The organism is Arthrobacter sp. zg-Y20 (genome assembly GCF_030142075.1).
Taxonomy (GTDB): Bacteria; Actinomycetota; Actinomycetes; order Actinomycetales; family Micrococcaceae; genus Arthrobacter_B.
Genome location: NZ_CP126241.1, coordinates 1,607,351 through 1,634,340, shown reverse-complemented (window position 1 = coordinate 1,634,340; position 26,990 = coordinate 1,607,351). Strand labels below are relative to the sequence as shown.

31 protein-coding genes are annotated in these 26,990 nt (G+C 67.9%); 23 read left to right on the top strand and 8 right to left on the bottom strand.

Translation table 11 applies throughout. The annotated features are described in order from the left end of the window. Positions 1–35: 35 nt before the first annotated feature. From QNO06_RS07805 to QNO06_RS07755, 11 genes are all read left to right on the top strand, one after another. Positions 36–479 (top strand): hypothetical protein, encoded by a 444-nt coding sequence (locus QNO06_RS07805; protein ID WP_227911013.1) that lies wholly within the window; start codon positions 36–38, stop codon positions 477–479. Next, positions 479–1,420, top strand: a complete 942-nt coding sequence (locus QNO06_RS07800; RefSeq protein WP_227911011.1) for a V-type ATPase subunit — start codon at positions 479–481, stop codon at positions 1,418–1,420. Before QNO06_RS07805 ends, QNO06_RS07800 begins: the two co-directional genes overlap by 1 nt. Beyond that, a complete protein-coding gene (locus tag QNO06_RS07795; RefSeq protein WP_227911009.1) occupies positions 1,407–2,696 on the top strand; it encodes a V-type ATPase 116kDa subunit family protein in 1,290 nt (429 codons plus the stop codon). Before QNO06_RS07800 ends, QNO06_RS07795 begins: the two co-directional genes overlap by 14 nt. Further along, positions 2,693–3,148 carry an ATP synthase subunit C gene (locus QNO06_RS07790; RefSeq protein WP_227911007.1) on the top strand — a complete coding sequence of 152 codons (456 nt, stop codon included), beginning with the start codon at positions 2,693–2,695 and terminating at the stop codon, positions 3,146–3,148. The genes QNO06_RS07795 and QNO06_RS07790 overlap by 4 nt, the downstream gene beginning before the upstream one ends. Beyond that, positions 3,145–3,378 carry a hypothetical protein gene (locus tag QNO06_RS07785; RefSeq protein WP_227911002.1) on the top strand — a complete coding sequence of 78 codons (234 nt, stop codon included), beginning with the start codon at positions 3,145–3,147 and terminating at the stop codon, positions 3,376–3,378. The genes QNO06_RS07790 and QNO06_RS07785 overlap by 4 nt, the downstream gene beginning before the upstream one ends. Then, positions 3,375–3,902, top strand: coding sequence for a hypothetical protein (locus tag QNO06_RS07780; RefSeq protein ID WP_227910997.1), 528 nt, complete (start codon positions 3,375–3,377; stop codon positions 3,900–3,902). Before QNO06_RS07785 ends, QNO06_RS07780 begins: the two co-directional genes overlap by 4 nt. A 92-nt stretch (positions 3,903–3,994) precedes the next feature. After that, positions 3,995–5,854: a V-type ATP synthase subunit A gene (locus QNO06_RS07775; protein WP_227910995.1), complete on the top strand. Its 1,860-nt coding sequence runs from the start codon at positions 3,995–3,997 to the stop codon at positions 5,852–5,854. Then, a complete protein-coding gene (locus QNO06_RS07770) occupies positions 5,847–7,259 on the top strand; it encodes a V-type ATP synthase subunit B (protein WP_227910994.1) in 1,413 nt (470 codons plus the stop codon). Before QNO06_RS07775 ends, QNO06_RS07770 begins: the two co-directional genes overlap by 8 nt. Positions 7,260–7,289: 30 nt before the next feature. Continuing rightward, positions 7,290–7,889, top strand: a complete 600-nt coding sequence (locus tag QNO06_RS07765; protein ID WP_227910992.1) for a V-type ATP synthase subunit D — start codon at positions 7,290–7,292, stop codon at positions 7,887–7,889. A 263-nt stretch (positions 7,890–8,152) separates the two neighbouring features. Then, the gene (locus QNO06_RS07760; protein ID WP_227910991.1) at positions 8,153–8,536 is read left to right on the top strand and encodes a ribosomal maturation YjgA family protein; all 384 of its coding nucleotides are present in this window, start codon (positions 8,153–8,155) and stop codon (positions 8,534–8,536) included. 10 nt (positions 8,537–8,546) lie between these two features. After that, positions 8,547–8,828 (top strand): hypothetical protein, encoded by a 282-nt coding sequence (locus tag QNO06_RS07755; protein WP_227910989.1) that lies wholly within the window; start codon positions 8,547–8,549, stop codon positions 8,826–8,828. A gap of 58 nt (positions 8,829–8,886) precedes the next feature. On the opposite strand, the gene QNO06_RS07750 is transcribed toward QNO06_RS07755, so the two are convergent. Further along, positions 8,887–10,053 carry an acetyl-CoA C-acetyltransferase gene (locus tag QNO06_RS07750; RefSeq protein ID WP_227910988.1) on the bottom strand — a complete coding sequence of 389 codons (1,167 nt, stop codon included), beginning with the start codon at positions 10,051–10,053 and terminating at the stop codon, positions 8,887–8,889. Between the two features lie 60 nt (positions 10,054–10,113). Then, on the bottom strand, positions 10,114–10,239 hold the full coding sequence (locus QNO06_RS07745; protein ID WP_269437313.1) for a hypothetical protein: 126 nt from the start codon (positions 10,237–10,239) through the stop codon (positions 10,114–10,116). A gap of 174 nt (positions 10,240–10,413) precedes the next feature. On the opposite strand from QNO06_RS07745, the gene QNO06_RS07740 reads away from it, so the two are divergent. The 9 genes from QNO06_RS07740 to QNO06_RS07700 all read left to right on the top strand — a co-directional run bounded on the left by QNO06_RS07740 (position 10,414) and on the right by QNO06_RS07700 (position 19,880). Continuing rightward, positions 10,414–12,045, top strand: coding sequence for a peptide chain release factor 3 (locus QNO06_RS07740; protein WP_227910986.1), 1,632 nt, complete (start codon positions 10,414–10,416; stop codon positions 12,043–12,045). Between the two features lie 703 nt (positions 12,046–12,748). Then, positions 12,749–14,155, top strand: a complete 1,407-nt coding sequence (locus tag QNO06_RS07735) for a DUF6421 family protein (protein WP_227910985.1) — start codon at positions 12,749–12,751, stop codon at positions 14,153–14,155. Next, a complete protein-coding gene (locus QNO06_RS07730; RefSeq protein WP_227910984.1) occupies positions 14,152–14,934 on the top strand; it encodes an SDR family NAD(P)-dependent oxidoreductase in 783 nt (260 codons plus the stop codon). The genes QNO06_RS07735 and QNO06_RS07730 overlap by 4 nt, the downstream gene beginning before the upstream one ends. A gap of 35 nt (positions 14,935–14,969) precedes the next feature. Next, on the top strand, positions 14,970–16,052 hold the full coding sequence (locus tag QNO06_RS07725) for a threonine aldolase family protein (protein ID WP_227910983.1): 1,083 nt from the start codon (positions 14,970–14,972) through the stop codon (positions 16,050–16,052). A gap of 123 nt (positions 16,053–16,175) precedes the next feature. Continuing rightward, complete coding sequence (locus QNO06_RS07720; protein ID WP_227911125.1) at positions 16,176–16,799, top strand: DUF3000 domain-containing protein; 624 nt, start codon at positions 16,176–16,178, stop codon at positions 16,797–16,799. A 58-nt stretch (positions 16,800–16,857) separates the two neighbouring features. After that, positions 16,858–18,195: an HRDC domain-containing protein gene (locus QNO06_RS07715; RefSeq protein WP_227910981.1), complete on the top strand. Its 1,338-nt coding sequence runs from the start codon at positions 16,858–16,860 to the stop codon at positions 18,193–18,195. Positions 18,196–18,528: 333 nt separating this feature from the next. Further along, a complete protein-coding gene (locus tag QNO06_RS07710; RefSeq protein ID WP_227910979.1) occupies positions 18,529–18,789 on the top strand; it encodes a hypothetical protein in 261 nt (86 codons plus the stop codon). A gap of 87 nt (positions 18,790–18,876) precedes the next feature. Next, on the top strand, positions 18,877–19,302 hold the full coding sequence (locus QNO06_RS07705; RefSeq protein ID WP_227910978.1) for an SRPBCC domain-containing protein: 426 nt from the start codon (positions 18,877–18,879) through the stop codon (positions 19,300–19,302). A gap of 56 nt (positions 19,303–19,358) precedes the next feature. Beyond that, complete coding sequence (locus QNO06_RS07700; protein ID WP_227910976.1) at positions 19,359–19,880, top strand: GNAT family N-acetyltransferase; 522 nt, start codon at positions 19,359–19,361, stop codon at positions 19,878–19,880. Here the strand turns inward: QNO06_RS07700 and QNO06_RS07695 are convergent. Next, entirely contained in the window at positions 19,877–20,218 is a 342-nt protein-coding gene (locus tag QNO06_RS07695; protein WP_227910974.1) for a mycothiol transferase, read from the bottom strand. The two genes, QNO06_RS07700 and QNO06_RS07695, sit on opposite strands and share 4 nt — an antisense overlap. A 157-nt stretch (positions 20,219–20,375) precedes the next feature. Between QNO06_RS07695 and QNO06_RS07690 the strand changes: the two genes are divergently transcribed. Next, positions 20,376–20,615, top strand: a complete 240-nt coding sequence (locus QNO06_RS07690; protein WP_227910971.1) for a hypothetical protein — start codon at positions 20,376–20,378, stop codon at positions 20,613–20,615. 91 nt (positions 20,616–20,706) lie between these two features. Here the strand turns inward: QNO06_RS07690 and QNO06_RS07685 are convergent, their stop codons facing one another. The 3 genes from QNO06_RS07685 to QNO06_RS07675 all read right to left on the bottom strand — a co-directional run bounded on the left by QNO06_RS07685 (position 20,707) and on the right by QNO06_RS07675 (position 23,455). Continuing rightward, positions 20,707–20,985, bottom strand: coding sequence for a GlsB/YeaQ/YmgE family stress response membrane protein (locus tag QNO06_RS07685; RefSeq protein WP_442860125.1), 279 nt, complete (start codon positions 20,983–20,985; stop codon positions 20,707–20,709). Positions 20,986–21,087: 102 nt separating this feature from the next. Then, a complete protein-coding gene (locus QNO06_RS07680; RefSeq protein WP_227910970.1) occupies positions 21,088–21,669 on the bottom strand; it encodes a hypothetical protein in 582 nt (193 codons plus the stop codon). Next, positions 21,662–23,455, bottom strand: a complete 1,794-nt coding sequence (locus QNO06_RS07675; protein WP_502850373.1) for a bifunctional metallophosphatase/5'-nucleotidase — start codon at positions 23,453–23,455, stop codon at positions 21,662–21,664. The genes QNO06_RS07680 and QNO06_RS07675 overlap by 8 nt, the downstream gene beginning before the upstream one ends. Before the next feature lie 202 nt (positions 23,456–23,657). On the opposite strand from QNO06_RS07675, the gene QNO06_RS07670 reads away from it, so the two are divergent. Then, positions 23,658–25,484, top strand: coding sequence for an immune inhibitor A domain-containing protein (locus QNO06_RS07670; RefSeq protein ID WP_227910966.1), 1,827 nt, complete (start codon positions 23,658–23,660; stop codon positions 25,482–25,484). Between the two features lie 57 nt (positions 25,485–25,541). Here the strand turns inward: QNO06_RS07670 and QNO06_RS07665 are convergent, their stop codons facing one another. Continuing rightward, complete coding sequence (locus QNO06_RS07665; RefSeq protein ID WP_227910965.1) at positions 25,542–26,087, bottom strand: GNAT family N-acetyltransferase; 546 nt, start codon at positions 26,085–26,087, stop codon at positions 25,542–25,544. Between the two features lie 25 nt (positions 26,088–26,112). After that, entirely contained in the window at positions 26,113–26,376 is a 264-nt protein-coding gene (locus QNO06_RS07660; protein WP_227910964.1) for a hypothetical protein, read from the bottom strand. 126 nt (positions 26,377–26,502) lie between these two features. Between QNO06_RS07660 and QNO06_RS07655 the strand changes: the two genes are divergently transcribed. After that, positions 26,503–26,970 (top strand): PGPGW domain-containing protein, encoded by a 468-nt coding sequence (locus tag QNO06_RS07655; protein WP_227910963.1) that lies wholly within the window; start codon positions 26,503–26,505, stop codon positions 26,968–26,970. The last annotated feature ends 20 nt before the right edge of the window (positions 26,971–26,990 follow it).

Sequence of the window (26,990 nt, the reverse complement as noted above, 5' to 3'; positions counted from 1 at the left end):
GCAGTCCACCCATCCTCCGCTCAGGGAGGTGCCGCATGGCACGCAACAGCCTGCTGGACCGTTTCCGCCCCGTAGGTGCACCCGGTCCGGCCGGGCCCGCCGGGGTTCCGGCCGTGGATGACCAGGGACCGGCCGCCGAACTGATTCCCGTCTTCGAGGCCCTGGACTCCGCGATCGCGGCCGGGCAGCAGTTGACGGCCAGGGCCGAAGCCGACGCCGGATCCACCGTGGCTGCCGCCCGCCTCCAGGCCGCGACCCTGGTGGAGCAGGCGCACATGGACAGTGCAGCGGTGCGGGCCGACGCCGCCGCCCGGGTATCCGCCGACGCTGCCCGGGCAGATGAAGACATGCTCGGCCGGGCCCGCGAACAGGCAGCCGAGCTGCGCCGCCGGGGCGAATCCCGGATACCCGAACTGGCCGGCGCGATTGTGGCCGACCTCGTCTCGGATTTGCTCGGGCGCGGAACGGACAGCAGCTAATGCGCGCGGACTGGGTGGCGGCCTCCGTCCGGGCACGGTCCATGGCCCAGCGCCGGGTCGGTGCCGGTACCTGCCGGGAAGTTGCCGCGATGGCCAGTCTTCCCACCGCCGCCGAGGCCCTGGCCGACTCTGTGTACGGCCCCGGCCTCACCGCAGCCCGCTCCCTGGGCGATGCCCAGCACGCCACTCGACGCACCGTCCTGTGGCAGCTGCGCGTCCTGGCCGGCTGGCTTCCCGCCGGCGGAACCCCGCTGATCCGGGCCGCCGCCGCCCGCTTCGAAGCGGACAACATCATCGCCCTGGCTGCTGCCCTGCACACCGGCACTTTGCCCGCGGGAACCGACATGGCGCCTGCTCCGCTCTACGATCTGGGCGGTCTGGCTACGGCCTGGCCCCGGCTGCGCACCGCCGAATCGCCCGAAACACTGCACGCCATGCTGGCCGCCAGCCCCTGGGGCGACCCCGGGACGGCAGCCCAGCTCCCGGACATCCTCACCGCCGTGTGGCTGCGCCGGCTGGCCGGCGCCGCCGCAGGTGCCCGGCCGTGGGCAGTGTCCGCCGCTGTCCTGCTGGCCGCCCGGCTGCTCCTGGTGGACCGGACCCGCCCCCCGGACCGGCTGGTCTCCCTGCTGCGGCCCTTGCTGGGCACCGGATGGACTGATGCCGCCTCGCTGCCCGAACTCGCGGTGTCCCTGAGCCCGGCCGCCGGACGGGCCCTAAGCGCCACACAGGACCCGCAGGGCCTCTGGCGGGCCGAAGCGCAGCTGGCCGCGCAGGTGGAAACCGACGGATTCGGCCTGCTCCGGGCCGGCCTGCCCGGACCCGACGTGGTGCTGGGCGCCATGGCCGTACTGGCAGCCGATGCCTGGCGCGTCCGGGCCGCCCTGGCCGCCGCGGCTGCCGGAACCGGCGGAAGCGAGGTGCTTGATGCCGTGGCGTGAAACCCTCAGCCCCCTGCGGATGGAGCGCATTGCCCTGGTCTGGCCGCTGGAGTCCCAGCGTGCCGCGCTCACCGAGGTGGCGGCCAGCGGCGCCGTCGAACTGGACCTCCCCTACGAACCCGGCGACGGTCCGGAGGAACTGGACCGGGCCGCGGAGGCCGCCGTTGTGCACGGACCGTTGGCCGCCCTGGTGGGCTGGTCCCCCACCCGGCAGCTGCCGGAACTGCGCGCTGCACTGGAACCGCACGGCGCCGCCGCCGTCCCGCTGCGCCACCCGCGCGGTGTTCAGCCGCCCACCCAGCTCACCGGCACCGGCACGCCGCGCAAAGTCCCGCCGTTGCAGCGCCTGCTGGTGGACACCTACACCACCGTCCCGTACGCCGATCTGGATCCGGCCCGCATCGCCGGGGTGGCGTACGTGGTGATGTTCGGGATGATGTTCGGCGACGCCGGGCAGGGCCTGCTGCTGGTGATTGCCGGGCTGCTGATCCGGTTCCTGAACGTGCCCTGGCTGGAGCGCTACCGGCGCACCTGGCTGTTCATCACCGGCGCCGGCGTGATGGCGGTGTTCTTCGGGGTCCTGTACGGGGAGTTCTTCGGCCCCACCGGCGTGCTGCCGGTGCTCTGGCTGGAACCCCTGGAGGAACCTATTCCGCTGATCGTCGCCGCACTGGTCCTGGGTGCGGTGCTGCTGGCCGGCTCCTACGCCTTGGGCACCATCAACCGGGTGCGGGAAGGCGGCTGGGGTTATGCCTTGTACGCCCGCTCAGGGTTGGCCGGCGCACTGCTGTTCGCCGCGATCGGGCTGGTGGCGTGGGGGCTGCTGGCCGGCAGCGGGGTGATCCTGGTGTTTGCCGGCGTCGCGGCCGTGGTCGCCCTGGTTTTTATCTTCATCGGACTGTTCGCCGAATCGGGCGGCGGGGCCACGGGCGGGCTGCAGGCCACGGTGGAGCTGGTGGATACCGTGGTCCAGCTGGCGTCGAACCTGGTCTCCTTCACCCGGCTGGCGGCCTTCGGCCTCACCCACGCCGCGCTGATGATGGTCGTGTGGCAGGCCACCACCGCTATCTGGGAACCGGGTTGGCGGATCATCCCGGCCATTCTGATGTTCGTACTCGGCAACGTGCTCACGTTCGCCCTGGAGGGCCTGGTGGCCGGAATCCAGGCACTGCGGCTGGAGTACTACGAACTGTTCTCGCGTGTTTTCTCCGAAGAAGGCCGCCGCTTCCGGCCCTGGAGCCCGTCCCTCGCCCCTGCTGAAAGGCACCTGCCGTGAATCCCTGGTTTGCCGGCCTTCCGCTGGTCCTTGTCCTAACCGTAGTGATTACCATTGGCGCCGTCGTACTCATGCGCCGCCGCCGCCGGGCCGGCGTCCGCGCCCTGCTCGGCTTCAACGCCGTGCTGATGGGCGGAGCCTTGGCACTGCTCTTCGCCGCCCTGAACGCCGTCCCGGCCACAGCGGGCGACGGCGGAGCTGCCGCCACCGCCGTCGCGGCGGCCACGGACGGCAGCGACAGCAGCGGCGCCGCCCTGCTGGGAGCGGCCATTGCCGTGGCCGGATCCTCCATCGGCGCGGCCATTGCGGTGGCCTACACCGGGTCCGCGGCGCTGGCGGCCATGAGTGAGCGGCCGGAAATTTTCGGCCGGGCCATGGTGGTGGTGGGCCTGGCCGAAGGCATCGCCATTTACGGGCTGATCATCTCGATCATCCTCATCGGGCAGGCATGAGCCGCCGCGAGGGCACCGTGGCCGCGCTGGGTAGTGCCGCCCTGCTGCAGGGCTACCGGCTAGCCGGCGCACTGCTCTATCCCGCCGCCGGTGCGGCAGACGTACGTGCGGCTTGGTTCCGGCTGCCTGACTCCGTGGCGGTGGTGCTGCTGACCCCCGACGCCGCCGGGCACCTCGTCGTCGAACGGGAGAATCCCCTGTCCCCGCTGACCATGGTGCTGCCCTCATGAGCCGGCTGCCGCAGGGGGCAGACGCCGCCCTGGCACCAGTGCGGCAGGCGCTGGCGCAGGACGCGGATACTGCCGCAGCCCGGACAATCGCGGCGGCGCGGCAGCAGGCAACGGACACCATGTCCCGGGCACAGGCGGAAGCTGACGGCATCCTGGCCGCGGCACGGCGGGACGGGGCCGAGGCCGCACGCGCCGAGGCGGCAGCGTCCTCCGCCCGGGCCCGGCGGCAGGCACGCCGGACCGTGCTGGCCGAGCAGGAACACCTGCGCTCCCTCCTGCAGGCACAGGTGCTGGAGCAGGCCCGTGAACTCCGCCGGGACCCGCGCTATCCGCAAATCCTCCGCAGGCTCACCGCCGAGGCGGACCGGCTGCTGGGACCCATGGCCTCTGTGACGGAGAGCTACAAGGGCGGCGTGACCGGCAGTGCCGGTTCCAGGCGCCTGGACCTGTCGCTGCCCACTCTGGCCCTGCAGGCCATGGATGACCACGCCGGGGAGGTGCGCAGGTTATGGGACGACGGGTAAGGAAGCCGGCTGCATCGGAAGCGTTAACAACGGAGGCGGCAACACCCGGGCCCGCAACACCCGGGCCCGCAACACCCGGGCCGGCCGCTCCGGTGCCGGCCGCCGGCGCTTCCCGTCCGGCGGACAGCGGCCGGATCACCCGGGTCAGCGGACCGCTGGTGGAAATCAGCGGACTCCCCGGCCTGTCCATGCTCGAGGTGGTCAACATCGGTCCGGACGGCATTGCCGCCCAGGCCGTATCCATCAACGGTGACGAAGCCACCCTGCAGGCCTACGAATACACCGGCGGGCTGAAAGCCGGCGACCCCGCGGTGCGCACCGGCCACCAGCTCGCGGGACTGCTGGGACCGGGCCTGCTGGGCACGGTCTTTGACGGGCTGCTGCGCCCGCTTTCCTCGGCCCCGCTCTGGCTGACCCAGCAGCGGCAGGGCTCGGCCGAGGATCCGGCGGTGCTGGACACACAGTGGGAGTTCGCGCCGTCGGTGGCCGTGGGCGAGACCGTGACCGGCGGGCAGGTGCTGGGCACCGTGCCCGAGGCCGGAACGGTGGAATTCCGGGTGCTGGCACCCCCTGCCGTGTCCGGGGAAGTGACTTGGCTGGCCGAGGGGAAGGTCCGCCCGCTGGAAGCCGTGGCCCGGATCGGCACGGTGGAGGTGCCGCTGGCCCAGCGGTGGCCGGTGCACACCCCGCGTCCCTTCGGCGAGCGCATCACCGACGTGGTGCCGCTGCAGACCGGCCAACGGGTCCTTGACCTGCTCTTCCCCCTGCCCCGCGGATCAGCAGCCGCGGTGCCCGGCGGGTTCGGCACGGGCAAGACCCTGACCCTGCAGCAGATTGCCAAGTGGTCCGACGCAGATGTGATTGTCTATGTGGGCTGCGGCGAGCGCGGCAACGAGATGGCCGACGTGCTGGACGGGCTCTCCGGGCTCGATGACCCGCGGACCGGCGGCAAACTCATTGACCGGACCGTCATCATTGCCAACACCTCCAATATGCCCATGATGGCCCGGGAAGCTTCCATTGCCACCGGCGTGACCGTGGCCGAGTTCTTCCGCGACATGGGCTACGACGCGGTGGTGATTGCCGACTCCACCTCCCGCTGGGCCGAAGCCCTGCGCGAGTTCGCCAACCGCAACGGGGACCTGCCCGCCGAGGAAGGCTACCCCGCGTCCCTGGCCAGTGAGCTCGCCGCCTTCTACGAGCGGGCCGCCCGGGTACGCACCCTGGGCGGGGCGACGGCGTCGGTCACCGTGATCGGCGCGGTCTCCCCTCCCGGCGGGGACATGAGCGAACCGGTCACCACCGGCACCCAGCGTTTTGTCCGGTCCCTGTGGCTGCTGGACCGGGACCTGGCCTACTCCCGGCACTATCCCGCGGTCAGCTGGCGCGGCTCCTTCTCCCGCGACGCCGAGTCGCTGGGCCGCTGGTACTCCGCCCACGGGGACCCGCAGTGGGCGCAGCGGCGGGCGCAGGCTTCCCTGCTCCTGGCCGAAGCGGACCGGCTGACCGCGCTGGCCGAGATTATCGGGGCCGGTTCCCTGCCCGGACACGAGCAGATGGTGCTGCTGGGCGGGCGCCTGCTGCGCGACGGAGTGCTGCTGCAGAACGCACTGAGCCCCAATGACGGCTACAGCTCCGAAGCCAAGGGGGCCGCCCTGCTGCAAACAGTCCTGGACGTGGTGGACACCTGCCAGACGCTGGTGGGACGCGGAGTGCCGCCGGCCGACGTCGACCGTTATGACTTCACCCCGGTGCTGCGGCTGCGGGAGGACACCGGTCCCACGGACGCCGAAGGCGTGCAGCAGCGGGGCCGGGCGTTTGTCCGGCAGTTGGCGGCGGACCTGGAGCAGGCCCCGGCCTCCCCCGCGGACGCCGTGCCCGCCTCCGCACCGTCCCCGGCGCCGGAACCGGCCCCGGAACCCCAACCAACGGCGGGAGACGCCCATGGCTAACGAGAGCAGCCACGCGGCTCGGCTGGGCCACAGCGACGTGCGCGAGCTACGCGGCCCCTTGCTGGTCCTTGGGGACACCCAGGGCGTGGGCTGGGACGAGTTCGCCAACGTTTCAGTGGACGGCGGGGCCGAGCGCCATGCCCTGGTTCTGGAGATCGACGGCGACGAGACCACTCTGCAGGTCTTGGAGGGCACCGAGGGCATGTCCCTGGGCGGGGTGGAAGTCCGCTTCCAGGGCCGGCCCCTCGCGGTGCCGGTGGGCACGGACTGGCTGGGCCGGGTCTGCAACGGCCGCGGGGAACCGCTCGACGGCGGCCCTCCAGTGACCGCTGAGCATTCCTCTCCTGTCGGCGGCTGGCCGCTGAACCCCGTCTACCGGGAACCGCCGCAGGATCCGGTGATCACCGGGGTCTCCGTGGTGGATGCCCTCACCACCCTGGTCCGCGGGCAGAAGCTGCCTATCTTCTCCATCCCGGGGCTGCCGCACCTGACCCTGGCCACGCAGATCGCCGCGCAGGCCACCACCTCCTCCGGCCGTGCCTTCCGGGTGGTGTTCGCCGCGATGGGCATGACTCACGCAGACATCGCCTACATTCGGGACCGACTGGAGGAACGTTCGTCCGCCGGAGAACTGGTGCTGCTGCTCAACGCCGCCGACGATCCGGTGATTGAACGCATCCTCACGCCCCGGATTGCACTGACCCTTGCCGAGTCGCTGGCCTACGACGACGGCGCCGACGTGCTGGTGGTGATGTCGGACATGACCAGCTATGCGGAGGCGGTCCGCGAGGTCTCCGCTGCCCGGCGGGAAATCCCGGCCCGGCGCGGGTACCCGGGCTACCTCTACAGCGACCTGGCCACCCTGTACGAACGCTGCGGCCGGGTGCGGGGACGGGAAGGCTCGGTCACCATTGTTCCGGTGCTGACCATGCCCGCCGGAGACATCACCCACCCGGTGCCGGACCTTACCGGCTACATCACCGAGGGGCAGATAGTGCTCGACGGCGACATCGACGCCCGCGGGATCTACCCGCCCGTGGATGTGCTCTCCTCACTGTCCCGGCTCATGCGCAGCGGTGCGGGTAAAGGCCGGACCCGGGAGGACCACCTCGACGTGGCCGCGCAGGTCCTGTCCGCGATGGCCCGGGCCCGGTCCGCGTCCGAGCTCGCTGAACTGGTGGGAACGGCCGCACTGAGTGAGACCGACAAGGCCTACATAGAGTTCCGCTCCGTGGTGGAAAAGGAACTGCTCCACCAGGGCCGCGACGAGTTGCGCACCTTGGAGCAGACCCTGGATCTGGCCTGGCAGGCACTGTCCCTGCTGCCCCGGCGGGAACTGACCATGCTTTCCGGCGAGTTCCTGGACCGGTACCTGCCCGGGGCCGTGGACGGGGCCCGGTTGTGAGCGGGGCGCAGCCGTGAGCGGAGTGCAGCCGTGAGCGGGTTCCGGTCCGGGGGAAGCCGGGCAGAGCGTGCCGAAGTTCAGCGCCGGCTGGCCACCGCCCGGCGCGGTGCGGAACTGCTGGACCGCAAGCAGCGCATCTTGCAGCGTTCCATCGACGGGCTGGCAGAAAGGGCCGACGCCGCGCGGCTGGCCTGGGAGGAACTGGCCCGGGAAGCTGCCGTGTGGCTGCGGCGGACCACGGCGCTGGACGGGGCTGACCGTCTGGCGGAGGCAGCGCCGTCGGACACCGCGCTGGCCACGGTCCGCTGGGGCGGGGCGATGGGTATTTCCTATCCCGAAGATGCGTCCTGCACGGTTCCTGCGGCGCCGCCGGCCGGGGGCAGCTCCGCATTGGCCTACGCTGCGGCGGCACACCGGACTGCGTTGGAAGCTGCCGTAGCCGCGGCCGCGAGCCAGCGGGCGCTGCTGCTGGTCTCGGAGGAACTGGCCGCCACGCGCACCCGGCAGCGCGCCGTGGAGAACCGGTGGATTCCGCGGCTGGAGGAACAGCTGACCGCCATTGAACGGCGGATCGCGGAGCAGGAACTGGAGGAAAGCCTGCGGCTGCGCTGGGCCGCCGGACTCATGTGAGCCGAAAAGGCACAAATAGCCGTTGCCTCGATCGAGAAAGCAAAAATTACCGTTTTTCGCCGGGTAATCGGTAATTTTTGCCTTTTCGATGAGGGCGTGCTCCTGGACGGGCTCCTCTTTGGACGGAAATCTTTGGGTACTGTGACGGCATCGACACTTCATCCACCGGCCCCCGGGTATCCCGAACCTCCCGCGCCGTTCCCATAGACCCGAACACCCCGCACCCGAACATCCCGCCGCGGACTTCCCGCCGCCGCGCCGCCGTGGCCTGCGCCGCCGTCGTTGTCCTGGCGCTGGGCCTGTTTGCCCGCACCGGGTTGCCGGGACTGCTGGGCGACGCGTCCGGCGGCATCCTGTATGCAGCGCTGATGTACCTGCTGCTGGCCTTTCTCCTGCCCGGGGCGCGGCGTTGGCGGCTGGCGGGCGCCGCCGTCGTGGTCTGCATGCTGATCGAGCTGTTCCAGCTCACCCCGTACCCTGCCCAGTGGGGTGCGCAGTGGCCGCCGCTGCGCCTGGTGCTGGGCACTACGTTCAACGTCTGGGACCTGCCGGCGTATGTTGCCGGAGCAGCGGCAGTGTTCCTGCTGGATCTGCGGTTTGGACGGCGGACCGGCGGGCGGCGCCCGGCCGGCGGACCACCTGTGTAAGCATGGTGCCGTGCCAGCCAATGACCGCGACCCCATTCCCTTAGCCTTCCGCGCCACCGCGTATATGCGTCCTTCACGGTGGCGGCGCCGGCCGGTCCGGGCCTTCCGCTATGACGTGCTGTGGAAGGACGGACGCGTGGACCGGGACATCGACCTGGTGAAGGTGATGTATCGGCAGGCACCGGCGGACTACCAGGTCACTGAACGAGCCATGCTCGAGCAGTGCCCGGAGACAGGGACCGGACAGTGGGTCGCCTACGCCTCGGGGTACCCCGTGGACGGCCCCGCCTGAGCGGCGGGGCCGTCTAGCCGGCGGCACCGGCCAACCGGGCCGCGCCTGCGCAGCCCGCCTACAGCCGGAAGCCCTCGTCCAGCCGCTCGATGATGGTGACGTTCGCCTGCCCGCCGCCTTCGCACATGGTCTGCAGCCCGTAGCGGCCGCCGGTGCGCTCCAGCTCGTGCAGCAGGGTGGTCATGATCCGGGCACCGGTGGCTCCGATCGGATGGCCCAGGGCAATGCCGCCGCCGTTGACGTTGACCTTGGCCATGTCCACCCCGAGCTCCCGCTGCCAGGCGAGCACCACGGAAGCGAACGCTTCGTTAATCTCGAACAGATCGATGTCCTCGATACTCATCCCGGTGCGCTTGAGCGCGTGCCGGGTGGCCTCGATGGGGGCGCTGAGCATCATGATGGGATCATCGCCGCGGGCGGAGATGGAGTGGATGCGGGCGCGGGGCTTGAGCCCGTAGCGGCGGACCGCATCCTCGGAGGCCAGCAGCAGGACGGCGGCGGCGTCAGAAATCTGGGACGAGGTAGCTGCGGTCAGGGAGCCGCCTTCGGCCAGCGGTGCCAGGGTGGCAATCTTGGCCCGGTTCGGGTCACGGGGACCTTCGTCCGCGGTAACGCCGTTCATCGGCAGGATCTCCCGGTCAAAGCGGCCCTCGGCCTGTGCCGCAATGGCACGCACATGGGATTCGACGGCGAAGTCCTCCATCTCCTCCCGGCTCAGCCCCCACTGCTTCACCATCATCTCTGCGCCGATGAACTGGGAGACCTGCTGGTTGCCGTAGCGCTTCTCCCAGCCCACGGATCCGGCAAACGGATTCGGAAAACCCAGTTCCTTCGCGGCGGTATTGGCGAAGGACAGCGGCACGGAGGACATGCTCTGCACGCCGCCGGCAATCACCAGGTCGCTGGTGCCGCTCATCACAGCCTGCGCCGCGTAGGACACCGCCTGCTGGCCGGAGCCGCACTGGCGCTCCACGGTGGTGCCCGGAACCCGCTCCGACAGCCCGGCCGCCAGCCAGGAAGTGCGGGCAATATCCATGGCCTGGGGACCGACCTGGTCGATGGCGCCCAGGATGACCTCGTCATATTCCTCGGAATCGATGCCGCTGCGGCGGACCGTCTCGGCAAGCACGTGGGCGGCAAGATCGGCCGGGTGGATCTTGCTCAGTCCCCCGTTGCGCTTGCCGACGGGCGTGCGGACGGCATCGATGATGAACGCTTCAGCCATGATTGGAGGGCCTTTCGTCGTTGTAAGGCGGGTGAGAGCACGTACGTGCCGTGCACCACATTAGAGGACTTCGACGCCGCGCGTCCCGTACCAGCGGTACGAATCCGCGGCGTCGAATCCCTGCGGTTTGTCCGGATCCCTGCAGGCTGTGACAATCCCTTCGCTGCGCGGCGCGGGGATTGCCACAAACCGCAGGGTCCCACCTCCAGGCGCACGACGGCGGCGGCTCCGGCCGTGCCTTCGTCCGGCCGGTCAGTGCGGGACGGGTAGAATGAGAAAGCTGTGTTCTGAGCAGCTGACTGTCGGGCGCGGACACAAGTCCCCCAGCAGTTCCAATCCACAGAGTCTGAAAGCAGCGGAGTGTCACAACAGGTTTCCACCACCGTCAGCGCCACCGCCACCAAGGAGATCATCAAGGAGTCCGCCCGACGGCGCACCTTTGCGGTGATCTCCCACCCCGACGCCGGCAAGTCCACGCTCACCGAAGCGCTGGCCCTGCACGCCCGCGTTATTGGTACGGCCGGTGCCACCAACGGTAAGGAAAACCGCCGCGAGACGGTTTCCGACTGGATGCAGATGGAAAAGGACCGCGGCATCTCCATCAGCTCCACGGCCCTGCAGTTCGCCTACCGGGACACCGTGATCAACCTGCTGGACACCCCCGGCCACGCCGACTTCTCCGAAGACACTTACCGGGTGCTCGCCGCCGTGGACTGCGCCGTGATGCTCGTGGATGCGGCCAAGGGCCTGGAAACCCAGACCATGAAACTGTTCGAGGTCTGCCGTGCCCGGAACCTGCCCATCATCACCGTGATCAACAAGTGGGACCGCCCCGGCCTGGACCCGCTGGCACTGATGGACGAGATCACCGAACGCACCGGCCTGGCTCCCATGCCGCTGACCTGGGCGGTGGGCATTGCCGGCGATTTCCGCGGCGTCTGGGACCTGCAGAAGGACGAATACGTCCACTTTGAACGGCAGAACTCCGGCGCCTCCTTGGCCAAGGAAGAGCACTTCACCCCGGCACAGGCCCTGGAGCGCGAAGGCGATGTCTGGACCGACTCCCTGGACGAGGCCGAACTGGTCATCGACGGCCGCGAGTTCGACCGCGACGCGTTCCTGGACGCCAAGGCCACCCCCATCCTCTTCTCCTCCGCCGCGCTGAACTTCGGCGTCAAGCAGATCCTGGACACCCTGGTGGACCTGGCCCCCTCAGCCTCGGCCCGCGAAGACAAGGACGGCGGCCTGCGCCCCGTCGAAGCGCCCTTCTCCGGCTTCGTCTTCAAGGTCCAGGCCGGCATGAACCGCGCCCACCGCGACCACGTGGCCTTCATCCGCGTGTGCTCCGGCGTTTTTGAACGCGGCATGGTGGTGACGCACTCCAACACCGGCAAGACCTTCGCCACCAAGTACGCCCAGCACCTGTTCGGCCGCGAACGCGAAGTGATCGACCAGGCGTACCCGGGCGACGTCGTCGGGCTGGTCAACGCCTCCGCGCTGCGGGTGGGCGACAGCCTCTACGTCGAAGAGCCGGTGGAGTACCCGCCCATCCCGTTCTTCTCCCCCGAGCACTTCCGCGTGGCCCGCTCCCAGGACCCGAGCCGGTACAAGCAGTTCCGCCGCGGCATCGACCAGCTCGAACACGAGGGCATCATCCAGGTGCTGCGTTCGGACCGCCGCGGTGACCAGGCTCCCGTACTGGCCGCCGTCGGCCCCATGCAGTTCGAGGTGGTCGAAGACCGCATGACGCAGGACTTCAACGCCCCCATGCGCTACGAACAGCTCTCCTACTCGCTGGCCCGGCTCACCACGGCCGATGCCGCGGAGATCCTCTCCAACGTCCACGGCGCCGAGGTCCTTGTGCGTACCGACGGCGCGTACGTCGCCGTGTTCAACGATGTGTGGGCGCTGCGCCGGGTGGAGAAGAACCACCCCGAAGTTTCGCTGACCGTCATCGGCACCGAATCGCCGAACAGCAGCCGCGGCTACTAGGAGCCACGCGCCTCCGCACCCGTGCCTTCTGTACAGCACAGGCTGGCCGGACAAGGCGCAGGCAGCATCAACTGTACGAAAGCTGCGACGCACGCGCCCCGGTCGCAGCCAACTAGGCTAGCCTGCCCACATGACACGAAAAGCGAGGGCAGCAGGCGCGGTTCTTCTGGCCGCCCCGCTTGTGCTGATGGGTTGCGGGGGCTCTTCCCACGCCGCGCCGGCACTACCGGAGGACGCCGGCAATTCCGCACCGTCGGGCACCTCGGCGGTCCAATCTGCCCGGCAGGCCGGGTGCCCGAGCAGCACAGGCGCAGTGCCGGCCGAACCGGCTACGCCCGCAGGACCCGCACCCGCCGATGACACGGCCGAACCAGCCACGCCCGCCGACCCCGACCCCTGCGGGCTCTCCACAGTCCATGCGGCAGAACCCGGCGAGGCGGCGCTGGAATATTGGACGCCCGAACGAATGGAAAGCGCCATCTCCGCGATGCCTACTGAGGACAGATAGCGGCCAACTTCCCGGGGAGTTGAACAGAAGCAAAACTACGGGTGTGACCCCGGACACGTCCGGTCATGCATAAGTGTTGCTAATCAGTGCTCTCGGTTCAGGTAAGCGTTAGGAATTTGTGAGTATGCTGGCCGCTATCTAGTCCAGCTGCCACCCGGTCTCAACGGGACGGCTCCTTCCCGGAAGGTCCCAGCTATGTCATCCCCCGTTTTCTCTTCCCTGTCCCGCCCGGACATCGCCGCCGTACCGGCAGGCTCCAACCCGGCCGACACGGATGCCTGGCATGCTCTGAAGCAGGCCGCCACGGACCTGCAGCCGCTGCAGAACAAGAACGGCTCCATCGAGCCGGAACACCACGCCGCCGCGGCAGAACTCATCGGCACCATCACCGCCGCCGTCGACGCGCTGGCCCCGGCCTTCGCGCACGACGCCGAGTACCTGCGCCTTGCGGTGGCCGACTTCGAGCGCTGGGTTGCCGCCGGCCTGGACACGGAACCCGACTTCCTCGATTCGCTGATGGCCTTCGCCCCGCAGCAGCACCGCACAGACGGCCTGTCCCACCTGGTCGTGTTCCCCATGTACACGCAGAACGGCAGCTCCAACCGCCTGGTGGAGGCCGTGCTGATCGAGGTCATCTGGCCTGAGTTCGTCGCCGAACTCGAGGCGGGTGAATACTCCAACGGCCTGTTCGTCCCGATCCGCTTCCTGGACTTCACCCCCGGCTATGACACCAACTCCGCGGTGCTCTTCCCGGAAACCGTGGCCGTGCGGGAAACCCCGGCCTTCACCTGGGGCGCCATCTTCGCGGACCGGGAGGCCGCCCGCTTCCGCAGGGTGCTCGCCGCCGCAGCAGACATCACGTCGCTGCAACTGCCCGCCGAGGCCGCAGAACTCCTGCAGGACCAGAAGCTCACCGAGGAAACCTTCATCATGTGGGACCTCATCCACGACCGCACCCATATGCGCGGGGACCTGCCCTTTGATCCGTTCATGATCAAGCAGCGCATGCCCTACTTCCTCTATTCCCTGGAGGAATTGCGCTGCGACCTCACCGCCTTCCGCGAAGCAGTGAAAATCCAGCGCAACGAGGACGCCCCGGAGGAAACCCGCCGGCATGCCCGGCTGGTCCAGTACGCCGTCATCTTTGACCGCATCTTCCGCTTCGCCATCACCGGCAGCAGGGTGCGCAACTATGACGGATTGGGCGGCCAGCTGCTCTTCGCCTGGATGCACCAGAACCACGTGCTGCACTGGACCGACGGCAAGCTGAGCATCGACTGGGAGGAAACCGCCGACGTCGTCGTCCGGCTCGGTGCCCAAATCGAGGAACTGTACTGGCGATCCATCGACCGGCCCAAGACGGCGCACTGGCTCGCGGCGTACGATCTGGTGGCAGGAACGCTGACGCCGAACCCGGCGTCGGTCTGGGCGCAGGGTCCGCAGGCGCTGCCGCTGGACGGCCCGCCGCGCGGGCTGACCGACCAGGTGCTCGACGACGAGTTCCCGCTGTCCATGTTCTATGAAGCCCTGTCCAAGAAGATGGCCCCGGTGATCGAATCCACCGCCGGGATCACCGGCACCTCAGGAGACCTCCCCGGATGAACACTGAACCCGGCACCGCGCCAGCAGAAGACTCCAACGCCCTGAAAGGCCGGACGGTCCTGGTGGCCGGTGCCGGGAGCGCGTCGGGCACCGCGGTATGCGAGGCCCTGGACGCCGCCGGGGCCAAGGTGGTGGCCGTGGGGCGAGACGCCGCCCGGCTGGAAAACACCCTCTTCCGCCTCTACGACGCCGATCTGCGCACCTGCAACCTCGACGACGCCGAGGAGGTCGCCGCCCTGGCCAGCGACATGCAGGAAACCTACGGCGGGATCGACGGACTGATCCACCTGGTGGGCGGCTGGCGCGCCGGCACCGGCATCGGCACGCAGGCAGAGCAGGACTGGGACTTCCTGGAAACCAACATCCTGCGCACCCTGCGCAACGTCAGCCGGAGCTTCTACGACCAGTTGGAAGCCTCCCCGGACGGCCGGCTGGCCATTGTGTCCTCCACCGCAGTGGACTCCCCCACCGCTGCCGGGGCCGGCTATGCCGCCGCCAAGGCCGCTGCCGAAGCCTGGGTGCGGGCCATTGCGCAGGGCTTCACGCAGGCCCAGGCCGGAAACAAGGAGCATCCGGCTCCCCAGCACTCGGCCGCCGTCGTATTCGTGGTCAAGGCACTGGTGGATGATGAGCAGCGCGCGGCGGCACCGGAACGGAAATTCCCCGGATACACCGATGTCCGGGACCTTGCCGCCGCCGCCGTCCGGCTCTTCCGGCAGGACGCCGCCGAAATCAACGGACAGCGGATCCTGCTGGCCAACGGTCCTTCCGGAAAGTGACCTGCACAACTGCAACGTAAGAGATACTAGGAACCGTGACTGACATTCTCCCCCTGCACGACACCACCATCCGGGCCTTCGCCTCCGACAACTACTCCGGTGTCCATCCGGAAATCCTGGCCGCACTGACCGCCGCCAACCAGGGCCACCAGGTGGCCTACGGTGAAGACGTTTACACCGCACGGCTACGTGAGGTCCTTACGGACCAGTTCGGCAGCCGCATCCGCGCCTTCCCCGTCTTCAACGGCACCGGCGCCAACGTCACCGCCCTGCAGTCCCTGCTGCCGCGCTGGGGCGCGGTGATCTGCCCGACGACGGCGCACATCAACGTGGACGAAAACGGTGCCCCCGAGCGGATCGGCGGCATGAAGCTGCTGGGTATCCCCACCGGGGACGGCAAGCTCACCCCCGACCTGATTGATCGTGAAGCGTGGGGCTGGGGCGATGAGCACCGCGCCCAGCCGCTGGCCGTGTCCATCACCCAGTCCACCGAGCTTGGCACCCTGTACACAGTGGAGGAAATCGCCGCCATCGCCGACCACATCCACGCCCGCGGCATGAAGCTGCACATGGACGGCGCCCGGCTGGGCAACGCCGCCGCCAGCCTGGGTGTCTCGTTCAAGGAAATGACCGCCGACGCCGGAGTGGACATCCTGTCCCTGGGCGGCACCAAAAACGGCATGATGTACGGCGAATGCATCATCACCTTCGACCCCGAGGCCTCCCCCGGGCTGGACTACCTGCGCAAAATGAACATGCAGCTGGCCTCCAAGATGCGGTTCATTTCCGCACAGTTCGTGACCCTGTACGGCACGGACCTGTGGCTCCGCTCCGCCTCGCACGCCAACGCGATGGCACAGCGGCTGCGCGCCGCCGTGGAGAAGATCGACGGCGTGGAAATCACCCAGCCCACGCAGTCCAACGCGGTGTTCGCAAAGCTGCCGGCCGGCGTCGCCGACCGCCTGCGCGGTGACTTCCGCTTCTACGACTGGGACCAGTCCACCGGCGAGGTGCGCTGGATGTGCACCTTCGACACATCCGAAGCCGATATCGATGCGTTTGCCGAAGCAATCGCCCGCGAAGTCGCCGCCGACCCGGCGCCGCTGGCCGCGCACTGACCCCCCGGTTACCTGCCGTCCGGCCGCCCCGCGCGGCTGGACGGGAGGTAACGAAACGGCCACACCGGCGAGCCTGCCCCGGCCGCAGTGTTCCGCAGGCCATAGTCTGCGGAGGTGAGTGCAATAGGTGACCTGTCCCAGGTGCCCCCGGATTTCCTGACGGCCCTCGGCGCCATGCGCCGGGCCGCGTGCCGGGCGGAGCTGAAGCTCGAGGAGATCCCGGCACCCACCCGCCTGGCCCCGTACGCTGTTTCCCTCGGCGCCGAAGTGCTGGCCCCCGGCCCCGCCGGACCCACCAGCCTGCACGGCCCCGCCGCCCTCCAGATACCCGAGCAGCTGGAACTGGCCACGGGCCGGTTCATCCTGCTGCACGATCCGGCCGGTTCACCGGTCTGGAACGGCACTTTCCGTATCGTCACGTACATCCGGGCCGAGCTGGAACCGGACATGGGCAATGACCAGCTCCTGGGCTCAGTGGCCTGGACCTGGCTGGTCGAGGCGCTGGAGCAGCACGGCGCCCGCTATTCCATGGCCGGCGGAACAGCCACCCGCGTGCTGTCGGAGAGCTACGGGACGCTGGAAGGCCGCGACGACTCGATCGACATTGAACTCCGGGCCTCCTGGACCCCGGCCGACGCCGACGTGCAGTCGCACCTGGAGGCCTGGTCCGACATGGTGTGCACCTTCGCGGGACTGCCGCCGCTGCCCGACGGCGTCACTCCGCTCCCCGGCCGGCGCCGCAGCTAGCTGCTGGCCCGCCGCTGCTGTCCGCGGCCGCCGCCTTCCTCGGTAGAATGGAATCCTTATGACCGCGCACATACCCGGCAGCACCGAAAACCCGTCCAGCACCGCACCTGTCGAAACGGGTGAACCGCCGGAGCCGCAGCCGGTTCCGGTCCTGGAAACACCGAGGGACGGGGTGCCCCTGGTCATCGACTCCCAGCGCGGCCTGGAACGGGCTGCCGCGGCACTGGCCGCCGGTACCGGGCCTGCCGGCGTCGACGCCGAACGAGCATCTGGTTTCCGCTACGGCCAGCGGGCCATGCTGGTCCAGATCCGCCGTGAAGGTGCGGGCACCTGGCTGATTGATCCCGAAGCCTTCGGCGACCTGCGCATCATCAACGACGCCCTGCGCGGCGTCGAGTGGATCCTGCACGCGGCCACCCAGGACCTGCCCTGCCTCTCCGCCCTGGGCATGTGGCCGGATCGGCTTTTCGACACCGAACTCGCTGCGCGCCTGGCCGGCCTGCCGCGGGTGGGCCTTGCCGCCGTCATCGAAAACCTGCTTGGTTTCTCGCTGGCCAAGGAGCACTCTGCAGCGGACTGGTCCACGCGTCCGCTGCCCGAACCGTGGCTGCGCTACGCGGCGCTCGACGTCGAAGTCCTCGCCGAACTGCGCATCGAACTCATCCGGGTGCTGGAGGAAGCCGGGAAGCTCGAACTGGCTGAGGAAGAGTTCGAAGCCATCCGCACGGCACCGCCGGCACCGCCGCGCGTTGATCCGTGGCGCCGCACATCCGGCATGCACCAGCTGCGCGACCGACGCCAGCTGGCGGCTGTCCGCGAACTGTGGACCGAACGCGAGCACCTGGCCGAGCTGCGGGATACCGCACCGGGCCGCCTGATCCCGGATTCCGCCATTGTTGCCGCCGCCCGGGCCATGCCCACCACCGTGCCGCAGCTGCTCAAGACCCCCGGCTTCCACGGCCGGGCCGCGCAGAAGGAAGCGCCGCGCTGGCTGCGCTGCATTTCCGCTGCGCGTTCCACCGAGGATCTGCCCCCACTGCACATCCCCACGCATGCACCGCCGCCCCCGCGCGTCTGGGCCAAGAACGATCCCGCGGCGGCCGCCCGGCTGCAGACCGCCAAACCACGCCTGACCGCACTGGCGGAGAAGCTCAACCTGCCACTGGAGAACCTTCTGACTCCGGACCACCTGCGCCGGCTGGCCTGGCGGCCACCGGCCGAAATCAACCTGGAGACCGTCAGCGCCGCGCTGCGCGAACTGGGCGCCCGGGAATGGCAGATCAGCGAAACTGCCGCGGTGCTCACCGTGGCCTTCCTGGATCCGGACCCGCTTGAGGAGAAGGAACCTGCCTCGGCGGAGGAGCAGCAGGGATCGTCCCGGACCCGGCGCCGGTAGTACCGGCATTCACGCATTGACAGGGCCGCGTCCCTGCGCTGGACTCGGCGGGTGCCCAGTCGAAACGGAACGCTCGCCCTGGTCCTCGCCGCGGTTCTTTACGCTGCGTTCATATGGTCTCTTTCCGCCTTTGTACTCCGGGAAATGCCCTGGTGGCTTGCAGCACTGGTGTTTTTACCGACCTGGGTATCGTGGATTCTTGGCTCAAGGCGCCGCACGCGCCGTTTCCTAGAGCGCGGAGAGTTTAACTGCTGGCTCCGGGTAGTTGCGGACAGCCGTCCCGGATACTCGTCCCGGTGGAAACGCGCCGTCGTTATCCCGTATTCAGGCCGTATGAGTATTACCGGTCAGGCAGCGGCGGCCGGTCAGGGCACCGGTGAAGGTGGTTTACTGCAGCTGTCCAATGCCACGGCTGTCTCCCGCCGTCCCCCGACACTGATCGAATCGCTCCGTTTTGGCCCCTATGTGCTGGTGGGCGACTACGCCGCAGATGGCCTGGAAGTGGAGGTCGCGGCATCAGGTGCGCACCTGGACCACACCGACGCCGTCCTGCGCGGTACCGCCGCCGCTCCCGCGTCCCGTCCACAGGCGTAGCCAAGGGGATAGCGGTGCGGGGCCGGATGGTTTATCGTCGCCGCAGACACGGCTGCGGATCCGCGCCACGAAGCAAGGGGGCCCACCATGACCGATACCTCAGCCACGATTTACCGGACCCGCATCGCCTGCTCCCCCGCCCGCGTCTGGGATGAGCTGACGGCCACCGGTATCCCCCGGCACTGGATGCGGGGTTCGGTCCTGAACGGGTCCCTGGCTGAAGGCAGCACATACGTTATGAATCACGACGGCGAAGCCCTGTTTTCCGGGACCGTCCTGACGGCGGAACCGCCGGTGCGGCTGGCCCTGACCTTCAACCCGCAATGGAACGAACGAGTGGCGGCCGAGGCGCCGGGAGTACTCGAATACACGCTCGAGCAGGCTGGGGCCGGCTGTGAACTGACCGTCCGGATCACGGGGCTCTACGGTGCCTCCGCTGTGTCCGTGGACCATGACACACCGGGGATCTACGCCGGCCTAAAGGCAATGCTTGAATCATTTCCGGTAGCCTGAGCAGTCCGCACCCGTGAGGGGTTGGGTGCCGTCCCCGGCACGCGCAATAATGGCGGATGCCTCTTCTAGCGCCCACCCCGGATTCCCTGCAGGCGGGCAGGTTCATCCTTCGGATACTCACCCCTTCGGACTGGCGCCTGGAACAGGAGCTGTCCATGGACGACGATGTGATCCGCTGGACGCTGTTCCCGCCGAACCTCAGCGATGACCGAGCCAGAATGCGCATGACACGTGTTGCCGAAGCCCGTGGGGAAAGCCTGATTGCCCGTTATTCGGTGCACGATGGCAGTGATGTCCTGGGCACCGCAGGCATTTCCTGTTCCGCGGACGGCACCCCTGAACTGATGTACGCGCTGCTGCCTGCAGGCCGGGGGCGCGGCGCAGCAACGGCAGCCACCCGCGGATTGAGTGAGTGGGCACTTGCCAACGGGTCCTCCAAGGTAGCGCTGCGCACCATCGCCGGAAATACCGTCAGCGAAGCGGTGGCACAGCGCGCCGGGTTCCGGGCCGTCCGGCGGGAACGGCAGCGCCAGCGGGACACCATGGTGGACATGCGCTACTGGACGCGCACCCGCTAATCACCGGTGGAGCCGTCAAGCAGCTCGCGCAGGATGTCCAGGTGTCCACAGTGCCGTCCGGTCTCCTCGATCATGTGCACCAGCACCCAACGCACATTCTGCTTGCCGCCGCCGCCCCGGCAGCGATCCTCAAGCCCGTGCCGGCGCATGACCTCTCGCGACTGCTCGCAGGCAGCTTCGTAGTCGGCGATAATCCCCGCCAGGCTGTCCTGGGGACTGACCCGGAACTCGCCGTCGGGATCCTCCTCGGACCATCGGGTGGGGGAAGCCGGCCAGGGTTTCGAATTCTCCGGCAGTTTCGGGCGGTTCCACCCGCTGATCTGCTCGCATCCGTCCAATCTAGCCCGCGGTTTTCCCCGTCCCGGCAGGCTCCCCGCCGGAATCCGGCGGGGAGCCCGGTTGTCCGTGCCGCATTTACACGGGGGCGTCAAACGGGTTACGCTAGAAACCTTGGTTTAGACGCGGGCCAATGGTTCCTTTGAGTTAGGAAACTTTGTGACCCATAATCCCATCACCCATGTTGACCTTTTCCCGGAATTCTCCACGATGACTGACGCAGCCTTGGAATCCCTGGCGGATCAGGCATTCAGCCAGCTTGAAGACGGCCCCCTCGTAGAGGGACTGTTCGCCTTCTACCTCTCCCTGAGTGTGGAGATTGAGGACCGCAGTGTAGGTCGCACTGCCGCACCGGCGCCCGCTTCCCAGGAAGAAAAAATCCTGCAGACAGCCGTTTAATACTCCGCATACAGAAACCGTCCCGTCTTCCGCGCCGAATGGCGCAGGAGACGGGACGGTTTTTAGTGCGGTATTGCCGCAGCAGCCGGTGCTAGCGGCGGACCTGCCCTTGGCCCTTGCTGCGGCCGGCGATGCCCTCGGCGACGCCGATCAGCAGTACAGCCGCGATGACGGCAACGATGAAGCCCAGGATATTGAGCTCGAAAATGTCTCCGGTGCCAAGCAGATTGGCAATCACGCCGCCGATCACCGAACCTACGAGGCCAAGCAGCAGGGTGGCGATGATTCCGAGGTTCTGCCGGCCCGGCTTAATGAGTCGAGCCAAGGCACCGATAATGAGGCCTGCAATGATGAATCCGATCATGACCATGATCCTTCCTAGCAGTGCATTAGGCAGAACCTCCCCCCTGGTCTGCGGATATTCCGCACCTGTTCTGCCTCATCAATGCTAGACACAGACCCACCGGAATTACTAAGCCTGCTGTTTATCGAGCGTGCGCAGGGCCGCAGAAACCGCCTGCCGCGTGGACTCCAGCTGATCCGCCGGCAGCTCCGGTTTGTCGCGGAGACGCTCAGCCTGCCGGAACTCCCGCAGGGCCCACCCGGGGTGGCCCGCGTCCAGCAGCACCTTTCCCCGGTGCTGGTGCAGGAAAGCGGCTGCGGACAGGACCGCAGCGGACTCTGCTGACCGGGACAGTGCTTCCCCGACGCGGGCGAGCAGGCGGAGCGCCTGCACTAGGTCTCCCTGCCACTGCAGCACCTGTGCCAGCCGGATCCCGGGCAGGACGGCGGCCAGCGGCAGGTCCCGACGCGTGTCACCCGCAGCAGCTGCGGCAAATGACGCGCGGGCCTCCGCCTCGGCCTCCGGAAGCCTGCCCAGGATTCGCAGCCATGCGATCCGGGCAGCCGCCGGCCCGGACGCCGCTTCCGGGCCGGCCAGCCACGCCTCGGCCGCCGCCCGGTCCGCCGGGACCTCGCGGAGGGTCAGCGGGTCTATGCGGTACTGCGGCTCTGCGCTTCCGGCCCCCGCAACGGACCCTTTAGCCCTACTCAAATACAGGCTCGCCGCCCCGCACCAGCCGCCAGTTGTCCTGCGCAAAGACGTCAGGATCCACAGCACCCTGGGCCACCACATAGTCAATGAGCAGCTGGCGGATTTCCGTCTGCTGGTTCACCATCACCGCAGCCGTGCTGATGGAGGGGAAGTTGCCTCCACCGGACTGGCGGTAGTTGTTGGTCGCCACGGCGAACCGCTGCGCAGGGTCCACCGGGGACCCGTTGAAGCTCAGGTTCACGATCCGCTCCCCCACCGGACGGGAGATATCGATGTCGTAATTGACTCCGGTCATGACGTCGTAGTTATAGTCCGGGGTCCCGTTGGCATTGGTCAGGGTGGCGGGGTCCACCGCCGCGCCGGTAGGTGTCTGCACAAAGTACTTGGCGGAGTACTCCAGGTAGTCCTTAACCTGGCTGCCGGTCATTTCGACGGCAAAGAGGGTGTTCGGGAAGACGTAGAGCCCGGCGATGTCACGGATGGTGACCGGCCCTGCGGGAATCTCGGCCGTGCGGCTGAAGGGTGCCGCCACGGACAGCACCGGCAGGTCCGCGTTCGGCCCGCCGTCGAGCGCCCGGTCCACGGCCTGCGCCTGGACCGAGTTCACGAAGTCCATCACCGCCGTGTCGCGGTACCGCGATTCGGCTGCAGGCATCGACTGCGTGGCGGTGCCGATGGGCGTGTTCACGTAGTCGATGACGCGCCGGTGCTGCTCCGCCACCAGTTTGGAGACCTCGGGATCCGCTTCCGCTGTATTGGCGTTCAGCAGGGACGACGACGCCGAAGTCACGTCCCACTTGCCCCGCACCTTGGTCAGTTCGAAGTCCATAACGGACAGGCGCATTCCCCAGTTCAGCGGTTCTGTGAGCAGCACCTGCTCGCCAGTGGCCTTGTTGGTGACGAAGCGTTCCGGGATTTCCTGGTGCGCGTGCCCTACCAGCACCGCATCAATGTCCGGCACCGTTTCCGCAAGCTCGGTTGAGGCGTTTTCCAGCGGCAGTTCGTCCCCGTAGGAGGAAAGACCGGACGTTCCGGAGTGCGAGCTGACCACTACCACGTCAGCACCGCGTGCCTTCATTTCCGGCACATATTTTTGGGCCTGTTCAACGATGCCGGGAAATTCGAGCTGTCCCTCAACATTGTTCTTGTCCCAAATTGCCACCCCTGGGTTTGTGAGCCCCAGGATGCCCACCTTCACGGGTTTGTTTCCTTTGGTCTTGACCGTTTTGATGATGTAGGGGGTGAACGCCGGGGCGCCGGTGGCCGGGTCTACCGCATTGGCGCCGAGCAGCGGAAACGCCAGCTGGCTTTCAAACCCGCGCAGCATGGAAAGACCGTAGTTGAATTCGTGGTTGCCCAGCGCCGCGGCGTCGTAATCCATGGCGTTCATGGCCGCAGCCATGGGGTGGATCTCGCCTGTCTCCGTGATCGGGGCCGTGTTGGCGAAGTAGTCCGCCAGCGAGGTGCCCTGGATCGTGTCGCCCGCATCAATCAGCAGGGTGGATTCCCGGCCCCGGTCAGTGCGTACGGAGTCCACCAGGGTGGAAATCTTGGCCAGTCCCACATCGTTGTGGGCGGCGTCGTCGTACTCGGCATCCTGGAAATAGTCCCAGTTTTCAATGTTGCCGTGCAGATCCGAGGTGCCCAGGACGGTCACTCTTGCCAACTGGTCCTTCCCCGCATGGTCCGGCGGCGCTGCTGCTGCCGGGGTCATTGAACCGAGTGTAACTGCCAGTGCTGCAGTGACTGCAGCGGCCGCATTCCGGCGACCGGCGGATGAAAGCATTTAGAACTCCTCATAGTGCGTGCAGGTTTCCCCCTAAGCACCCTTACAGGAGTTCGGTCTATTTCGGAAGTGTCCGGAGATAAAAACGCACCATTTACGGGTCACTTCGCATAAGAGGGCGTTTTACGGGTTCCCCCGCCCTCAGGAGCCCGTAATTTGTTTTCACCTCATTTACGCACCATGCATTTTCTAAGGGGATCCTTTGACAATCGAAAAAAGTTTTGCGCGGAAGGCTGCGGTGCTGATTGCCAGCGGCGCCCTTCTGCTTGTGCCGGGAACAGCGGCCGCAGTTGCAGCTTCGTCCGTCCTGCCCGCAGCTCCGGAAAGCAGCGGCGCTTTCGGAGCTCCGGGCGCTGACGGCACCGCCGCCAAGGCAGATGACCGCTCGGATCCGGTGGCGGACGAGCGGCGTGCGCTCAACCAGCAGGCAATTGAAAAAGTGGTCCGCGGCGAAGCGCCCGTCCGGCAGCAGGGCGGATCACAGTCGGTCCAGGTGGCGCCGGGCCAGTGGGCGGAGTACGGGCTGGAGGACAGCGACCAGATCCTGTCTTTCCTCATTGACTTTGGCAGCCAGGTGGACACCCGCTTCCCCGCCTCCGCGACGGGCCCGCAGCACAACGGGATTCCGCAGCCGAACCGCAGTGTGGACAACTCGACCTATTGGCTGCCGGATTTCAGCCGTGAGCACTACCAGAACATGTTCTTCGATCCGGCGGGCGAGTCCTTGAAGACGCTGTACGAGGAGATGTCCAGCGGCCGTTACACCGTTGACGGTGACGTCAGCGACTGGGTTACGGTGCCGTACAACTCGGCCAGCTACGGCGAGACCGAGAGCCAGGAGGACATGACCCGGTTCGTGCAGGACGCTGCCGACGCCTGGTACGAATCCCAGATCGCCGCCGGAAAATCTCCTGCCGACGTTGATGCCTACCTGGCCGGTTTCGACCAGTGGGACCGGTACGACTACAACAACAACGGCAACTTTGATGAGCCGGACGGCTACATCGACCACTTCCAGGCCATCCACGCAGGCGAGGGCGAGGAGGCCGGAGCAGCGACGTCGGCCATCTGGTCACACCGCTGGTCCGTAGGCCAGGCAGGCTACGGCATTGACGGCCCGGCGACCAACCCCTTCGGAGGCATCCGGATCGGTGATTCCAAGGTCTGGATCCGCGACTACACCACCGAACCGGAAAACGGCGGACTGGGTGTGTTCGCACACGAGTACGGCCACGATCTGGGCCTGCCCGACCTCTACGACACTGCCGGCGGCGACAACGGCACCGGTTTCTGGACGCTGATGAGTTCCGGTTCCTGGCTGGGCCGCGGCACGGATTCCATCGGCACCACCCCCAACCACATGGGTGCCTGGGAAAAGCTGCAGCTGGGCTGGCTGGACTACGATGTTGCCAGCGCGGGGCAAAAGTCCACGCACATGCTGGGCGCGTCGTACCACGCCACCAAGAAACAGCAGGCGCTGGTGGTCACCCTGCCTCGGGATGCCCAGGGTAACGGCCGCTACTACATTGCCGAAAACCGCCAGTACGCCGGATACGACTCCACCCTGCAGACCGGCCCGTACAACTTCGGCTGGGCACTGAGCTCACCGGATAAGGTGGAACACTTCCCGTACCAGAACGGGCTGCTGGTCACCTACTGGAACGCCGGACAGCGCAACAACAACACCAGCCAGCACCCCGGTGCCGGACTGGTCCTGCCGGTGGACGCCCGCGCCACGGCCCTGCGCTGGACAGACGGCACGGTGGCACGGAACCGCATTCAGAGCTTTGACGCCACGTTCGGCAAGGAAGCAACGGATCCGATCCTGCTGCACCGCGAGACGGCGGCCGGCATGACCACCCTGCAGGTTCCGTCCCGGCCCGGTGTTGCCGTCTTCGATGACAGCAATCCCAATGCCTACTACGACCCCGCCAATCCGCAGGGCAGCGTGGTGGTTGCCGGAACCGGAACCAAGATCACCGTGGTCCAAAGCAACCCCAAGGGCATGATGACCGTCAAGGTCAACTAGCAACCCAAGCGATGAGCGGCAGGTGCCGGAGACTGTTTCTCCGGCACCTGCCGTTTTTTATTGGGCGGCGGCGCTTTTCCCTGTGCCGTGCCCGGGCAGGTCCCAACGCTCCTCGCCGTCCTCGTCCAGCTCCCCGCTGGCGATCAATCCCAGTTTGCAGGCGACGGCGGCGGAGGCCTGGTTCTGCGGATGGATGAACGCGGCAACCGGGCCGCCGGAGCACCGCTGCAGCCAATCCAGCACTGCCCGGGCGGCTTCAGTGGCGATGCCGCGGCCCTGGAACGGTTCGCCCACTACCCACGCCAGGTACGCCGTCGGGCACGGCCCGCCCACAGCCACGGTGGCCTGCACGAATCCGACGGCCGCGCCTTCCTCCCGGATGATCCAGTTCAGCCATGCCTCCCGCCCATCCGGCGAGGCACCGACGGATTGTGCGGCATACCGGCCGGTCAGTTCCCCGCGGGTGGGCGCCTCCCCGCCGATGTACCGGTAGAGGTTGGTACCGGCAAGCACCGGGACCATCTCCGCCGCATGGTTAGCGGTCAAGGGCTCCAACTGCAGGCGGGGTGTGCTGATGCGGGCGGCACGGAGGATGGTGTTCACGGCACCAGTATCCACTGCCCCTGGATTACCAATAGCCACGCATCAGCTCTGTGGCCCAGCCGGGCTGGGCCACGGGCCCCCAGGGACAGGCCGTCCACCGACCGGATCTGCACAATGTGGTGCCGATCCGGTTCGGCCGGCGTGGCTGAACCGCCAGTCCCCACAATGCCTCCTCGGTGAACAGTGCGGGATCCAGCGTAATCACGGCCCGCTCCTGGTCCCACTGGTCATCCCGCACCTCGCTGCGGCTGGACGACACCTGCCCGATGGCCTCCATCTGGAACTTCACTTGGCACTCACCGCTTTCCCTCCGGTTTCCGGCAAGGATTATGTCAGCCGCCGCGGACTGCAGGGGAATCCGTGACGTGACCCTCGGGCACTCCTGCCCGGGCGGGCGATGTGAAAGGCTGGGTCCATGACGCGCACTGAACGGATACCGGCATGGCTGCGCCGTACGGGCATTGAGGTGGCGGGCTGGACGCTGGTTGTCCTGGGCCTGGCGGCCCTGGTGCTCCCCGGGCCCGGCTTGCTGATGATAGTTGCCGGTCTTGCGGTGTTGTCCCTGCGCTACGCCTGGGCCCACCGCTGGCTGAACCCCGTCCGGGTGCGTGCCTTTCGTGCTGCCGCTCAGGGGGTGCAGACCTGGCCGCGGATCGCCGGAACAGTCTGCGGTGCCTTGGCCGTGACGGCAGCCGGGGTGCTGTGGGGTATCTGGCGGCAGGCACCGAAGTGGTGGCCGCTGCAGGATACCTGGTGGCTGCCCGGCGGATGGGCCACAGGCGTCACCATGATTGTTTCCGGCTGCCTGGGACTGGCCCTGATCGGGTACAGCTATGTGCGGTTCCATGGGCCGGACAAGCCGGGGCCGAAGGACATACACTGACCGGCTGCGCGTTCACTGGA